Origin of the sequence: Halomonas sp. 3A7M, assembly GCF_014897875.1 — a bacterium.
In the GTDB taxonomy this organism is placed as follows: Bacteria; Pseudomonadota; Gammaproteobacteria; order Pseudomonadales; family Halomonadaceae; genus Vreelandella.
The window spans coordinates 194,043-208,023 of the sequence record NZ_JABUZD010000162.1 but is presented as its reverse complement, the minus strand read 5'-3'; the positions used below and the strand labels follow the sequence as shown (position 1 = coordinate 208,023).

15 protein-coding genes are annotated in these 13,981 nt (G+C 52.9%); 2 read left to right on the top strand and 13 right to left on the bottom strand.

The window, feature by feature from the left end; translation table 11 throughout:
• Nucleotides 1-14 precede the first annotated feature (14 nt).
• From mltG to INT19_RS14820, 9 genes are all read right to left on the bottom strand, one after another.
• On the bottom strand, nt 15-1,022 hold the full coding sequence (mltG, locus tag INT19_RS14860) for an endolytic transglycosylase MltG (RefSeq protein ID WP_193061330.1): 1,008 nt from the start codon (nt 1,020-1,022) through the stop codon (nt 15-17).
• Between the two features lie 30 nt (nt 1,023-1,052).
• Nucleotides 1,053-1,859 (bottom strand): aminodeoxychorismate lyase, encoded by an 807-nt coding sequence (gene pabC / locus INT19_RS14855; RefSeq protein WP_193061329.1) that lies wholly within the window; start codon nt 1,857-1,859, stop codon nt 1,053-1,055.
• A 6-nt stretch (nt 1,860-1,865) separates the two neighbouring features.
• Nucleotides 1,866-3,104 carry a beta-ketoacyl-ACP synthase II gene (gene fabF, locus INT19_RS14850; RefSeq protein WP_193061328.1) on the bottom strand — a complete coding sequence of 413 codons (1,239 nt, stop codon included), beginning with the start codon at nt 3,102-3,104 and terminating at the stop codon, nt 1,866-1,868.
• Nucleotides 3,105-3,297: 193 nt separating this feature from the next.
• Entirely contained in the window at nt 3,298-3,531 is a 234-nt protein-coding gene (gene acpP / locus INT19_RS14845) for an acyl carrier protein (protein ID WP_008956801.1), read from the bottom strand.
• Between the two features lie 124 nt (nt 3,532-3,655).
• Nucleotides 3,656-4,399 (bottom strand): 3-oxoacyl-ACP reductase FabG, encoded by a 744-nt coding sequence (fabG, locus tag INT19_RS14840; protein ID WP_038485281.1) that lies wholly within the window; start codon nt 4,397-4,399, stop codon nt 3,656-3,658.
• Nucleotides 4,400-4,465: 66 nt separating this feature from the next.
• Nucleotides 4,466-5,425: an ACP S-malonyltransferase gene (fabD, locus tag INT19_RS14835; RefSeq protein ID WP_095603137.1), complete on the bottom strand. Its 960-nt coding sequence runs from the start codon at nt 5,423-5,425 to the stop codon at nt 4,466-4,468.
• A gap of 150 nt (nt 5,426-5,575) precedes the next feature.
• Nucleotides 5,576-6,595: a phosphate acyltransferase PlsX gene (gene plsX / locus INT19_RS14830; protein WP_089037753.1), complete on the bottom strand. Its 1,020-nt coding sequence runs from the start codon at nt 6,593-6,595 to the stop codon at nt 5,576-5,578.
• 42 nt (nt 6,596-6,637) lie between these two features.
• Entirely contained in the window at nt 6,638-6,808 is a 171-nt protein-coding gene (rpmF, locus tag INT19_RS14825; protein ID WP_009099300.1) for a 50S ribosomal protein L32, read from the bottom strand.
• Between the two features lie 36 nt (nt 6,809-6,844).
• Complete coding sequence (locus tag INT19_RS14820; protein WP_038485316.1) at nt 6,845-7,393, bottom strand: YceD family protein; 549 nt, start codon at nt 7,391-7,393, stop codon at nt 6,845-6,847.
• 162 nt (nt 7,394-7,555) lie between these two features.
• On the opposite strand from INT19_RS14820, the gene INT19_RS14815 reads away from it, so the two are divergent.
• Nucleotides 7,556-8,158, top strand: a complete 603-nt coding sequence (locus INT19_RS14815) for a Maf family protein (protein ID WP_193061327.1) — start codon at nt 7,556-7,558, stop codon at nt 8,156-8,158.
• 3 nt (nt 8,159-8,161) lie between these two features.
• Here INT19_RS14815 and sppA read toward each other — a convergent pair whose 3' ends face one another.
• The 4 genes from sppA to INT19_RS14795 form a co-directional block, all read right to left on the bottom strand.
• Nucleotides 8,162-9,289 (bottom strand): signal peptide peptidase SppA, encoded by a 1,128-nt coding sequence (sppA, locus tag INT19_RS14810; RefSeq protein ID WP_193061326.1) that lies wholly within the window; start codon nt 9,287-9,289, stop codon nt 8,162-8,164.
• Between the two features lie 60 nt (nt 9,290-9,349).
• On the bottom strand, nt 9,350-10,000 hold the full coding sequence (locus INT19_RS14805) for an HAD family hydrolase (protein ID WP_193061325.1): 651 nt from the start codon (nt 9,998-10,000) through the stop codon (nt 9,350-9,352).
• 9 nt (nt 10,001-10,009) lie between these two features.
• Entirely contained in the window at nt 10,010-10,951 is a 942-nt protein-coding gene (locus INT19_RS14800; RefSeq protein WP_193061324.1) for an RluA family pseudouridine synthase, read from the bottom strand.
• 101 nt (nt 10,952-11,052) lie between these two features.
• Entirely contained in the window at nt 11,053-11,193 is a 141-nt protein-coding gene (locus INT19_RS14795) for a hypothetical protein (RefSeq protein ID WP_167457118.1), read from the bottom strand.
• A 434-nt stretch (nt 11,194-11,627) separates the two neighbouring features.
• On the opposite strand from INT19_RS14795, the gene rne reads away from it, so the two are divergent.
• On the top strand, nt 11,628-13,981 hold a 2,354-nt coding region (gene rne / locus INT19_RS14790; protein ID WP_193061323.1), incomplete at its 3' end, for a ribonuclease E.

Here is a 13,981-nt window from a genome sequence, read left to right as displayed (position 1 = left end):
ATGACTTAACCTAATTAGCGATTGCGAATATAGCGATTAACCGCATTATTGTGCTCACGTAACGTACGTGAAAAATGATGGGTACCGTCACCGCGCGAGACGAAGTAAAGCGTTTCTCCAGGCAGCGGATTCACAGCCGCTTCAAGGGAGGCGCGCCCGGGTAAGGCAATCGGCGTTGGTGGCATGCCGTCAATCACATAGGTGTTATAGGGGGTCGCCTCACGTAAATCTGCACGCGTGATCCTCCCTTCATAGCGTTCGCCCATGCCATAAATGACGGTGGGATCTGTTTGCAAACGCATTCCCTGTTCCATACGACGCTTGAAGACACCTGCGATCTCCCGACGCTCTTCCGGCGCGCCTGTTTCACGCTCAATGAGCGATGCCATAATGAGCGCTTCGTAAGGTGTATCGATGGTCAGGTCATCATCACGCCCGTCCCAGACTTCTGCTAGAATCTGCTCCATGCGGGAAAGCGACTGACGTAGAATATCAACGTCACTCATACCCAGGTGGTAGCGGTAGGTATCAGGGAAAAACCAGCCTTCAGGAAAAGTACCCTCTCGATCCAGCAACGACATAATTTCGTCGTCACTTAACTCTGCCGTCCGATTCTCAAGTTTTGGCGCACTGTCCAATAGCTCGCGCATCTGGCGGAATGTCCAGCCTTCGGGAATCGTTAACGGATAAGTGACAACGTTATTGCTGCCCAAGAGAGCAATCAGTTCAAGACCGCTCATGCCTGGGGTTAGCTGATACTCCCCCACCCGCAAGCGTGGTACACGCTCAGGCTCAACACGCGCCAATAATTGAAATGCCCAAGCATCTTCAATAAAGCCCTGGCTTTCCAGATCTCGAACGACCTGATTGAACCCAGCCCCCGCAGGAACCTGGTAAAGCGCTGGCTCCTCAAGTGTGACCGGTGCCGATAAGCGCTGCTGCCAGTAAGCATAGCCGCCCACAACGGCTGCGAATCCAACCACGACCACGACACCTACGGCAGCTAAAAACCGTTTCACCATGACACCTCAATATTGTTGATAAAATTCTGCCTAACGGGATGTCGGCGAATAGCCAAGTAAGTCATGGCCTATTGTTTGCAACCTATCTTGGCCTGTCAGCGGCCAGGACTTCAGGACTACACCTGTTTCACTTAACAGCTTATTCACTGGCCATACACCTTGTACCGAGTTAGCTACCCAAAGACGCTCAACGTCATGGATAGCGTTCAGCGCAATAGGGGCTTCCTGTACTGCTCCATGATCCAATAATGCCGCTCGCAGCGTACCCGCCACGCCGCACTGCGATAATGGCGGTGTGAAGAGCACTCCCGCTTGCTGCCAAAAGACATTCATACTGGTGGCTTCTACCAGCCAGCCATCAGCATCTCCAAGCAACCCCTCGGCGATGTCGGGATCATTCCACTCCTGGCGCGCTAGCACATTTTCCAATCGATTAAGGTGTTTAATGCCTGCTAAAAGCGGCTGATGCCCCAAACGCAACTGACAAATCCGTACGTTAACTCCCTCATGCCAACGGTCAGCATTTACCACAAAAGGCATTCTACGGCTAAGCAAGCGAGGTTGAGAGCTATCCGGCGTTGCATACCCTCTCCCACCACTTCCTCGGGTTAGGATTAGTTTGAGTATTTCAAGCTCGGCGTTAGACGGAGATTGCCAGGTGGCGACCAACTGCTCCATGGAGGGCAACGGAATATTCAAACGCTGACAGCCCAGCCGTAAGCGCGCGTAATGATAATCCCATAGCACAGGGACACCAGCGCGCAGCAGCACTGTTTCAAATACTCCGTCACCATACGCAAGCCCTCGGTCGTCAAACGGCACCTGGGGCATTGGCATTGCGTGCTATACCTTTTTAAACAGCAGTGAGCCGTTGGTACCACCGAACCCGAACGAGTTTGAGAGCGCTATTTCAATGGGCATCTTCCGCGCGGCGTGTGGTACGTAATCAAGATTGCAGCCTTCCTGCGGGTTATCCAGGTTAATGGTCGGCGGCGCAATCTGGTCGCGAATAGCCAGAATACTAAATACCGCTTCAACCGCTCCTGCAGCACCTAATAGGTGGCCAATCATTGATTTGGTAGAGCTCACGGCAACCTGCTGAGCTGCGCTACCAAGCACTTTTTCAATCGCCCGACTTTCTGCTAAGTCACCCGCTGCGGTAGACGTGCCATGCGCGTTAATATAGTGCACATCCGTTGGATCAATACGCGCATCTTTAATGGCATTGCTCATGGAGAGTGCAGCACCACGTCCATCTTCCGGCGGCGCCGTCATATGGTAGGCATCATCACTCATACCAAAGCCTGCAAGCTCTGCGTAGATATTGGCACCACGCGCTTTAGCGTGCTCGTACTCTTCCAAGACAAGCACACCCGCACCGTCTGACAGCACGAAACCGTCACGATCAGTATCCCATGGGCGACTCGCCGCCTGAGGGTCTTCATTGCGGGTAGAGAGCGCTCGCGCGGCCGAAAACCCGCCCAATCCTAGTGGGGTAGTGGCCATTTCCGCACCGCCACAGATCATCACATCAGCATCGCCGTATGCAATCGTGCGAGCACTGTAGCCAATATTATGGGTACCCGTTGTACACGCTGTAGTGATCGCGATATTCGGGCCTTTGAAGCCGTGCTGAATCGCCATGTTGCCAGAAATCATATTAATGATTGAACCTGGCACAAAAAACGGCGAGACGCGGCGTGCGCCACCTTTATTCAGCGCATTATGGTTATGTTCAATCATCGGCAAACCACCAATGCCTGAACCGATAGCCACCCCAATGCGCTCAGCATTCTCTTCGGTACATTCAAGCCCCGAGTCCTGAACGGCCTGGGCTCCCGCCGCCATGCCGTACTGGATAAACAAATCCATCTTGCGTGCGTCTTTAGGATTCAGATAGGGGCTAATATCGAAATTTTTAACCGACCCTCCAAAACGCGTGTTGAAGCCACTTGTATCAAAGTGCTCAATCGGTGCTATGCCACTTTTGCCGGCGACAATATTTGCCCACGACTCATTAACACTGTTACCCACTGGGGTCACCAGGCCTAACCCAGTTACCACTACCCTTCTTCGCGCCATTAGCTTTCCTCCAGGCATCCATGGTGACACGACCCATCTGGGTCATTTGCTGCAGAGATTTGGTGACTAGTATAACGGAGATTGAACGTTATATTCATTGTGACAACAAAGCAAAAAAGCCGCCCCTACTCAGGACGGCTTTTTATACGGGTGGGTAAGCACCCCACCCTGGTTCACTGCTTCGACTCAACCCTTACTGATGGGCGTTTACGTAGTCGATAGCTTCTTGAACCGTGGTGATTTTTTCAGCTTCTTCGTCAGGAATTTCAGTATCAAATTCCTCTTCAAGCGCCATCACCAGCTCAACGGTGTCAAGAGAATCAGCACCCAGATCTTCAGTAAAAGAAGAGCTGTTCTGGATATCTTCTTCTTTAACGTTCAGGCGCTCTGCCACAACTTTCTTAACGCGCTCTTCAATAGTACTCATCAACGTACTCCAGTCGTTCACATTAGCCGTTTTTGATAACCAGCCATTTGGAAACCGCAAGCCAAAAGCTGCGGGGTAGTTTATAGACGCCCTTAAGCTGACGCAACCGCCAAACCCAAGGCCATCAACGCATATTCATGCCGCCGTTCACGTGTAGCGTTTCGCCAGTGATATAACCTGCAGCATCACTTGTCAAAAATCCAACGGCAGCGGCAATTTCCTCAGGCCCGCCTAAACGCGAAAGAGGAATTTGCTTAAGCAGCATTTCATGCTGCGCTTCAGGCAACGCTTCGGTCATATCCGTTGCAATAAACCCAGGCGCAACCGCATTAACCGTAATTGCACGGGACGCGACTTCACGCGCTAAAGCACGGCTAAAGCCTTCCATTCCCGCTTTGGCGGCGGCGTAGTTAGTTTGGCCTAGGTTACCCATCGTTGCCACTACAGAACTTATCGACACGATACGCCCAAAGCGTGCCTTTGTCATACCACGCAGACACGCCTTGCTAACGCGATAAACAGATTTGAGATTGGTATCCATCACGGAGTCCCACTCATCCTCTTTCATGCGCATTAACAAATTGTCACGGGTAATGCCGGCATTATTGACCAAAATCGTGGGCGCACCAAAACGTTCGCCAATTGTTTTGAGCACCTGATCAATACTCTGCTGATCAGTAACATTAAGGCACATACCGGCACCTTCAATACCATGCTCTTTTAGATCAGCATCAATTTTTTCAGCGCCAGATTCGCTAGTGGCAGTTCCCACCACAATACGTCCTTGGCGCCCAAGCTCATGAGCAATGGCCCGCCCAATACCTCGGCTAGCACCAGTGACCAGTGCAACTCTTCGTTCTTGAGTCATAACGTTCTTCCTTCAACCTAACTAAGCAAGGGTAGCGGAAAATAGCGACTTAACACGCACCATTTTTCACGCACCACCCGCCGACGCCTCACGTGCTAACTCAAGGGCTGAATCCAGGCTATCAGGATCATTTACCGCCAACCCTTTGGCACTACGCACAATGCGCTTATTCAATCCGGTAAGCACTTTACCAGGCCCACATTCAATGAACACATTAGCACCTTGCTCGACCATCGCTTCAACGCAAGATGACCAACGAACGGGCTGATACAACTGTTCGATTAGGCGCGTACGCAATGTCTCAATATCGGCATGAGCTTGCGCATCGACGTTTTGAATAACCGCATAACGAGGGGCACGCAGCTCAATTTTTTGCATAGCTTCGGAGAGTCGCTCAGCAGCTGGCCGCATTAACGCACAATGGGAGGGTACTGACACCGGCAGTGAAAGCGCTCGCTTGGCGCCCGCTTCCTGACAGGCTGCGATAGCACGCTCCACGGCATTTTTGCCACCTGCGATAACAACCTGCCCAGGCGAGTTGTAATTAACGGCAGACACCACTTCTCCTTCAGCCGCTTGGGCACAGGCCGCTTCAACTGCGCTATCGTCAAGCCCAAGGATCGCTGCCATGCCCCCTTCTCCTGCAGGGACAGCTTCCTGCATGGCTTCACCACGCAGGCGAACAAGGCGCACGCCTTCAGCGAACCCCATCACTCCAGCGCAAACCATAGCACTATATTCACCAAGACTATGGCCGGCCATGACACTTGGGCGAGGCCCTTCCAACTCTTGCCAGATACGCCAGATAGCTACGCTGGAGGCAAGTAGTGCCGGCTGAGTGCATGCCGTCGCATTCAACGCTTCTTCTGGACCTTCCTGGACGACTTTCCACAAATCGTAGCCCAGAGCGTCTGACGCTTCCTCAAATGTAGTTCCCACCACACTGTAGCGCTCGGCTAGCTCTCGCAACATTCCAAGCTGCTGAGAGCCTTGCCCGGGAAAAATGAGGGCAAGGGGTTGAGACATGTCGTTCACCTTTGCTCTTGTAGGCATTTGCTCAGTTGAGCGATAAGCGTGCTATTGGCGCCGTTGCTAAAACAGTTTTTGGCACACTCTACTACCACCAATAGCCCGCAAAAAAATATAACGTTTTATTATCTAATGCGCTGATAGCGCTCAAGAACGCGACCAGCGTGCTGCAATTCGTACAGGCAAATCATGCTCCACTTCTTGCAATGCACGCTGAATAGCATAATAAAAACCATCCGCTTGGGTGCTGCCGTGGCTTTTCACCACAATACCCTGCAACCCCAAGAGACTGGCCCCATTATAACGCACAGGATCTAGCTCCCGCTTAAGCCTCTTCAGTACAGGCCTGGCCAGTATACTTGCCAAACGCCCACTCAGGCGTGATTCAAACGCCATTTGTACACGCTCCACCAACATACGAGTCAAGCCTTCACTGGCTTTCAACGTGACATTACCAACAAAGCCATCGCAAACCACGACGTCAAGATCGCCCTGAAAAATATCCCCACCCTCAGCATAGCCAAGGTAGTCAAAGCTTAAATCGCTAGCACTTTCACGCAGCAAACGATCCGCTTCGCGCACATTCGCACTTCCTTTCGTGGCTTCAGAGCCCACATTCAACAAGGCAACACGAGGCCGCTTAATGCGATCCATACACTGAGCCATGGCGGCACCCATCATGGCAAAATCAAACAGCCGGGATGCGGGCGAATCTACATTTGCCCCTAAATCAAGCAAATAACAGCGTCGCCCTCCACGCGCGGGGATTGCGGTACTGATTGCAGGCCTGGAGATACCAGGCAACATACCAAGCTCGCGCCTCGCCAAAGCGACCAAGGCTCCGGTATTTCCCGCACTCACGCCTGCAACTGCTTCACCTGAAGACAGGCTGCGCAGCATACACGCCATGCTGGTAGCATCTCCGCGGCGCATTGCCCAGGCAGCAGTTGCCGCTTGAGAAACACTTTCTGGAGCATCGGCTGCCACCAAACGTGACGTTGCCGCAGCCAAAGGCTGCGGCAAACGCGAAAGTTCAGCATCAATCTGCTGACGCGGACCAAACAGAGTTAATGCTAGGTCGGGGCGTTCAACAACCGCCCTTGCGGAGCCTTCGATAATGGCACGGGGGCCTTGGTCACCCCCCATTACATCAATCGCTAGGCGCACACAGCACCCACCCTGTTTTGCCGCTCATAAAAGCGCTAAGGCTTAAACTTCGACCACTTTACGACCGCGGTAGAAACCGTCGGGAGAAACGTGGTGACGCAGGTGAGTAGTACCGGTTTCCTTGTCCTGAGACAGAGTCGGTGCGCTCAGCGCATCGTGGCTACGACGCATACCGCGCTTGGAACGAGTTTTACGGTTCTGTTGAACTGCCATGGGTGTTTACTCCAAGGTAATTAAGGTAAGTGATGCTTACTTTTTGCCTTTCAAAGCGCCACTGCTTTTCAAAGCATTAAGCACTGCGAAAGGGTTCTTGGCCGGAGCGGAGTCTTCCGCCGTGCCTTCGGTCTTGCTGACCAGCTGCTCCGCCGAGACATGGCATTCGGTCTCATCGTGATAGACCACCTGCGGCAAGCTAAGGATAAGTTCATCCTCTATTACCGTCAGCAAGTCCAGCTGTTCATTTTCCACCAGCACCGGCTCATGACTAGCAGGTAGCTCGGCAGCCAAAGCTTCGTCTGCAATCATTCCTAATAAGAAATCACTGGAAACGTCTTGGCTTAGCGGCACTAGACAACGGCGACAAGGCAACGCCAGGGTCGCTTGCAAATGGCCACGAATTTCGCGACGGCCTTGGGCATCAACGCCAAACTCGAGTACGACATGACAGTCGCCGGTTTGGTCACCTGCTTCTTCAGCTAGGCGTGGCAGCTTGTTCAGCGCCACAATGCCTTCTAGTCGTTCGCGGCGGGCTGCAAGCTTATAAGGCTCAACCCGGCTGGGGATTTGTGAGGTCAACATAGGCGCGCAATGATAGGCACTCGCCCCCCCGCTGTCAAAGCTGTCGGTGCAATTCTTATGAGATTATCTCCCAAAACCACGTAAATAGGCAGGCTACCAAGGTTTCGTTACACTCCTTTGAACGCCGATTAATGCTCAACCAGACCTATTAAGGAGAACACTGTGCCTCAAACCGATAACGCGCCACTTGTCCTGGCATCAAGCTCTCGCTTCCGCCAAGCGCTACTGGACAAGCTATTACTGCCCTATCAGTGCTGCTCTCCAGACATCGACGAAACGCCCTATCCTAATGAGACGCCCAACGCCTTAGTGCACCGCCTGGCACTCAGCAAAGCCAACGCCGTTGCTGAGCGCTTCCCCAATCATTGCATCATTGGCTCTGATCAAATAGCTCTGTTTGAGGGTGACATTCTCGGCAAACCTCATACAGAAGAGCGCGCTCGGGAGAATCTGGCGCGCTTTTCTGGCCAAAAAGTGACTTTTTTGACGGGCTTAGCATTAGTTGATACCCGCCACCAACGGCATCACGTCCATATCGAGCCGCTTGAGGTGGTTTTTCGCTCACTGAGCCAGCAAGAAATTGCACGATATGTTGCCCTTGAGCAACCTTTAGACAGCGCTGGCAGCTTCCGCATGGAAGGACTGGGGATTAGCTTGTTTGAAAAACTCGAAGGCCGAGACCCAAACGCACTCATAGGGCTCCCACTCATCGCACTATGCGACATGCTTCGCCAAGCAGGTATGAACCCACTCGGCGACGCTTAGTCGTTACTGAGCCTGAAAGCGCAAAGGAGCATGCGCATGCTGAAGCCCCAGCACTTCGGCAGCTGTTTGCGTAAAGCGGCGTGTCAAACGCTCGAAGGGGTCTAAGCTGGGCGTATAGTTCTCCCATTCAGCCTCGCCTACCTGCTCACGAGCTACTTGCTCAAGACTGGCCAGCTCATCTATCAAACCTAGCTCTAACGCTTGTTCACCGCTCCAGATAAGCCCTGAGAAAATTTCAGGGCTGTTGCTCAAACGATCACCACGCCCTGCCTTCACATCGTCTATAAACTGCTCATGGGTTTGAGTCAGAACGCCCTGCCAGAAATCAGCAGCCTCTTCATCAAGCGGCTGAAAAGGATCCAAAAAAGCTTTGTTTTCACCGGCAGTCATTACGCGACGCTCTACGCCAATCTGGTTGATCGCTTCCTGGAAGCCAAAGCCAGCATAGATAACACCAATAGAGCCAACCAAGCTTGCACGGGACGCCACGATGCTATCGGCAGCAGAAGCAACGTAGTAAGCGCCGCTCGCACCAATATCCTCTATTACGGCAATAATGGGCTTGTCGCCCTGATCACGCAGCCGCATCATTTCGTCGTAAATACGCTGCGATTGCACAGGGCTTCCACCAGGACTATCAATGTGCAACACAACAGCAGCAGCGCTCTCTGATGACCATGCACGATTCAACCCTTTAATGATGCGTTCAGCATTTGCTGGTGCATCACTGGCAATCACACCATGTACTTCCACCAGTGCTACGTGGCTCTCGGTGGGCAATGAGGCCGTTGGCTCAGCGAGAAACACGCGGTATAGCATTGCTGTTAACGATATCAATACAATCGCTAGCAACATCAAACGAAAGAACAGCTTCCAGCGCCGGGTTCTGCGCTGTTCCTTTAAAACACCGCCAACCCAGCGGTCCATCATTTCCAACTGCGCTAACCGCTGGCGCTCGCGCAGTGTTTCGGCATCATCACTCTCCGCTCCCGGGAGCGGTTGCTTTTTAGCCTGCTGGACAACCTCCGGCCCATCGGTCCAACGGTCACCACTCTCCTGGCCAGGAAAGTCATCACCCGCCTGAGCGCCTCTACCATCACCACTTCCATCGCGCTGCTGCTCATCACTCATATACGATTCCTAGTGTTCGCTTGATCGTACAACCACTACCCACAGGGGTTGCTAACGCCGCTAACCGTGAAGCCAGTCGAACAGGCTATCTACATCATCCGCCAGCCATACAGGCTGACTAGCCGCTAACCGAGCGGGAGTATGCACACCGTAAGTAACACCCACACGATCCATATTAATAGACCTTGCCATTTCAAGGTCATACTCGGTATCACCCACCATCACAGCGCGCTCAACAGGCACTTTTAGCTCTTCGAGCAGTTCAAGCAGCATCTGCGGATGAGGCTTAGAGCGCGTTTCATCTGCTGTTCGGCTAGCATTAAACCAACCACCTGACTCTGTTTCGGCAAAAACCCGATCTAGACCACGACGGCTCTTCCCCGTCGCCACCGCTAAACGCTGATAAGGACGTTCACGCAGCCGGGCAACTTGCTCTTTAACGCCTTCAAAAAAAGGCATGGGCGTCGAATCACCATGAACGAAATGGTAGGCATAGCGTTGACGCAAGCGCTCGGCCTGAACCGCTTCAATACCAGGACATAACGTCGCTATCGCCTCAGGCAGGCCCAAGCCAATAATATTCTCGATAGCACTGACGTCTAACTCATTCCACTCGGCATCAGAAGCAGCTGCCTGCATGCAGGCAACAATTTTCGGCACGGAGTTCATCAATGTGCCATCCCAATCAAAGATAATTAGCTCATAGCGCATGTCGCTTCCTTATTTACGAGCGCGTTTTAACGTTTCTTCCAATGCCTCAGGCAGCGGCGCTTTCACCGTAACGGGTCGACCATTGCCAGGCTCAGGAAACGTTAATGCACGGGCATGAAGAAATAGACGCCCCAAGCCAAGGCGCTGCGCCATATGATTACTTTCGCGGGTACCGTATTTATCGTCGCCCAATAAGGCGTGCCCAGCATGAGCCGCATGGACACGAATCTGGTGGGTGCGGCCTGTCACAGGCTCCGCCTCTACCAGCGTGACCTTTTCAAAGGTTTCTACTACCGAAAAGTGAGTCCGTGAAACCTTGCCATTTGGATCTACCCGCACTCGCCTTTCACCGTTACCCGCATCAAAGCGATCTAAGCGAGCACTCACATAGCTCTTCCGAGCAGGCCAACGACCAGCCACTAACGCTAAGTAGCGCTTGTCCATTGCATGCTTTTTCAGCGATTCGTTAAGTGTGACGAGCGCATCACGAGATTTTGCCAACAGTAGGCAGCCCGATGTATCACGATCCAATCGGTGGACAAGCTCTAAAAAAGTAAGGTCATCGCGCACTTGCCGAAGCGCTTCAATGAGACCAATTTTGACGCCACTTCCGCCATGGACGGCCAATCCGGATGGTTTGTTAATCACCATCCAATCGGGTCCTTCCATAATGACGCTACCAATTAATAAATCACGTAAGTTGTCACTCACCTCTTTAACCGCTTCTCTCGGTGCTAATCGCAGCGGCGGCACACGCACTAGATCACCCGCTTGAAGTCGATAATCTACTTTGACGCGCTTTTTATTAACCCTTACTTCGCCTTTCCGCACAATGCGATAAATCAATGCACGAGGAGCACCTTTTAAACGCGTCATCAGAAAATTATCGATTCGCTGACCTGCTTGTTCCGGGGCGATATCCACCCACTGTACTTCCCGCCCTTCGGACATTAACGCTCACTCCTGGTGTGATCTAATAGCGACAGGCTAAAAACGGCATTCTAGCGTAGACCAATGCGCATTGCGTCAATTGCTGGTAGTTGTCTTTACTGTTATATTCCAAAACGTTCAGCGGCCAAGTGTGGCTTACCCGTAAACAGACACGTCGTAACGGGAGTACTACCACGCTTGCCAAGCGCCTGCCCGACAAACACGCAGGCCAGAGCACAGGCAAAATGGCGTAGTGTACGCATTACCCACACGCCTTACGTACTGGATATACAGTTACTCTGTCGCATGCTTTTTGACGGCAGAGACACTTTTGCTTCGCCCGCAATGGCAGGCAATTGAATTAACAAACGTCACGCCCCAAGCAGCCTATCCTGTTCGTCACAAGGTGCTGCTTGACTTGGGGCGCCAAGTTCAACGCTGTGCCGATGACCGGCGTTGACGAATCGATGAATGCCAGGTGTTGGCGGTGTCAGCAGAGCCGGATGGACGTGACAGCCACCGAAACATGTTCTGCCTCCGCCACGTACTCAACGCCCTTTCGGCCGGGTCGGCATGATTGCCTTCCCGGCTTAATGCGTCAGCATAGCAATGCGCCGAGCACAAGCACGCAGCACCCAGCGATTCGTCTACGCCACGCCTAGACGGCTCGTCGGCTCGCAATGCTATGTGAGACAATATGAAACGGATGCTGATTAACGCAACCCAGCCAGAAGAGCTGCGGGTTGCGCTGGTAGACGGGCAACGCCTTTACGATTTAGACATCGAATCTGGCGCTCGAGAACAGAAGAAAGCCAATATTTACCGGGGCAAAATCACCCGGGTAGAACCTTCCCTTGAAGCCGCTTTTGTTGATTTTGGCGCCGAACGCCATGGTTTCCTGCCACTAAAAGAAATTTCCCGCGAATATTTTATCAAAGATGTGTCTGGTCGCCCTAGCATCAAAGAGGTGCTGAAAGAGGGCCAGGAAGTCATCGTCCAAGTTGATAAAGAAGAGCGTGGCAATAAAGGGGCAGCACTGACTACCTTTATTAGCTTAGCGGGCCGCTTTCTTGTTCTGATGCCGAACAATCCCCGTGCAGGTGGTATTTCACGCCGCATTGAAGGTGATGACCGCAGCCAGCTGAAAGATGCCATGGGCCAACTGACAGTGCCAGACAAAATGGGCCTGATCGTTCGCACCGCCGGTATCGGCCGTAGCCCAGAAGAGCTGCAGTGGGACTTGGATTACCTTGTCCAAGTGTGGGAGTCCATTACCACTGAAGCTGGCAAGCGCTCAGCCCCATTCCTGATTTACCGCGAATCTAATGTCATTATCCGCGCCATGCGCGATTACCTGCGCCAAGACATTGGCGAGGTGTTAATTGACAGCCCCGAGATTCATGCAGAAGCGCTGGGCTTTATTCGTCAGGTAATGCCCTCTTATCAGCAGAAAATTAAACTTTACGCCGATGAAGTCCCTCTTTTCTCGCGCTTCCAAATTGAGTCGCAGATCGAAACTGCTTACCAGCGCGAAGTAAAGCTTCCCTCTGGTGGCTCTATTGTTATCGATCATACCGAAGCGCTAGTCTCGATTGATATCAACTCTGCCCGGGCCACACGCGGCAGCGATATTGAAGAAACCGCGCTGCAAACCAACTCTGAAGCAGCCGATGAGATTGCGCGACAGTTGCGCCTGCGTGATATCGGTGGTCTCGTGGTTATCGACTTTATCGATATGGGCCCTGCGCGCAATCAGCGTGAGGTTGAAAACCGCATGCGCGATGCCCTGAAGCTGGATCGTGCACGCGTTCAGATTGGTCGGATTTCTCGCTTTGGCTTGATGGAAATGTCACGCCAGCGGCTGCGCCCCTCGCTAGGCGAAACCAGCGGCGTTGTTTGTCCGCGCTGTAACGGCCAAGGCACTATTCGTGATGTTCGCTCGCTTTCGCTCTCTATCATGCGCCTGATCGAAGAAGAAGCCATGAAAGAGCGCAGCGCACAAATCCGCGCCATTCTTCCAGTACCTGTCGCCACCTACTTGCTGAATGAAAAGCGCAGCGTTCTGGCAGACATCGAATCACGTCAAGGCGTACGCGTAGTTCTCCTGCCGAATCCCGAGATGGATACGCCGCATTACGACGTTCAGCGACTGCGTGATGACCACCTAGACGATGATGAAAGCCTGACGTTATCCAGCTTCGAGCTTTCGACTGATACTGAAGTAGGCAAAGAACCCGATCCTAGCTTCACTCCGCCCGCCATGCGCGCTGAAGCAGCGGTTAAAAGCGTTGTACATAATGCACCCGCGCCCGCCTCTCTTCAGACTGAAGAAAAGGCAGAGAGAGCTGCCAAAGCAGATAAAGCCGTTACAGCGACTCCCACCGTCACTGAAGAGCAACCCAGTGTGATTGGCCGCTTTATCAGAGGCTTTGCCAAACTGCTAGGCGGTGAAGATACCAGCACGAGCCAGCCCGAACCGGAAGCTCCTGTTGCCCGCAAGCAGCCTGAGAGAACGAGCAAAAATCGCTCACAGCGCAGCGAAAGCAAGCCAAAGCCTGCCCGTGAACGTGGCGAAAGCGCCAGCAGAAACGAGCAGCGCAGTCAGCAGCAATCGAGCAATCAACAGCCGAGTAACCAGCAGCCTAGCCAACCGCGCAACGCTGATAATAACGACGACGCTAACGATAAACGTAGCGGTCCTAGTCGTACTCGCAACCGTCGACGCCACCCTCAGCAAGATGAGGCCAAGCTCCAGGACAATGATCAAAAGAGCAGTCGTCAAAAAGAGCAGCAGACAAACCTAGCGACTAAAGAGTCATCTAAAGATGAGGCGGCTAAACCTACTGCTCAACCAGAAAATCGTCGCGATAAACCACGTGATGCCAAACCGAAAAACGAAGCTGCCCGTGAGCCCGCATCACAAACGGACGACAAACAGGATGACGGCAAGCCGAAACGCACGCGTAACAATCCGCGCAACCGCACGCGTAAACAGGCCGTTAATCCTCAAGCCGAAGCGGAACAGCTGAAACTGCAAGCCGCAGCGGCTGA

Excerpts from the sequence above, each read along its gene's own strand:
- sppA (WP_193061326.1), bottom strand. The coding sequence starts at position 9,289 with ATGAGTGATGAGCAGCAGCGCGATGGAAGTGGTGATGGTAGAGGCGCT.
- acpP (WP_008956801.1), bottom strand. The coding sequence starts at position 3,531 with ATGAGTACTATTGAAGAGCGCGTTAAGAAAGTTGTGGCAGAGCGCCTG.
- pabC (WP_193061329.1), bottom strand. The coding sequence starts at position 1,859 with ATGCCAATGCCCCAGGTGCCGTTTGACGACCGAGGGCTTGCGTATGGT.
- INT19_RS14820 (WP_038485316.1), bottom strand. The coding sequence starts at position 7,393 with ATGTTGACCTCACAAATCCCCAGCCGGGTTGAGCCTTATAAGCTTGCA.
- fabD (WP_095603137.1), bottom strand. The coding sequence starts at position 5,425 with ATGTCTCAACCCCTTGCCCTCATTTTTCCCGGGCAAGGCTCTCAGCAG.
- INT19_RS14795 (WP_167457118.1), bottom strand. The coding sequence starts at position 11,193 with ATGCGTACACTACGCCATTTTGCCTGTGCTCTGGCCTGCGTGTTTGTC.
- INT19_RS14805 (WP_193061325.1), bottom strand. The coding sequence starts at position 10,000 with ATGCGCTATGAGCTAATTATCTTTGATTGGGATGGCACATTGATGAAC.
- INT19_RS14800 (WP_193061324.1), bottom strand. The coding sequence starts at position 10,951 with ATGTCCGAAGGGCGGGAAGTACAGTGGGTGGATATCGCCCCGGAACAA.
- rpmF (WP_009099300.1), bottom strand. The coding sequence starts at position 6,808 with ATGGCAGTTCAACAGAACCGTAAAACTCGTTCCAAGCGCGGTATGCGT.
- fabG (WP_038485281.1), bottom strand. The coding sequence starts at position 4,399 with ATGACTCAAGAACGAAGAGTTGCACTGGTCACTGGTGCTAGCCGAGGT.
- fabF (WP_193061328.1), bottom strand. The coding sequence starts at position 3,104 with ATGGCGCGAAGAAGGGTAGTGGTAACTGGGTTAGGCCTGGTGACCCCA.
- mltG (WP_193061330.1), bottom strand. The coding sequence starts at position 1,022 with ATGGTGAAACGGTTTTTAGCTGCCGTAGGTGTCGTGGTCGTGGTTGGA.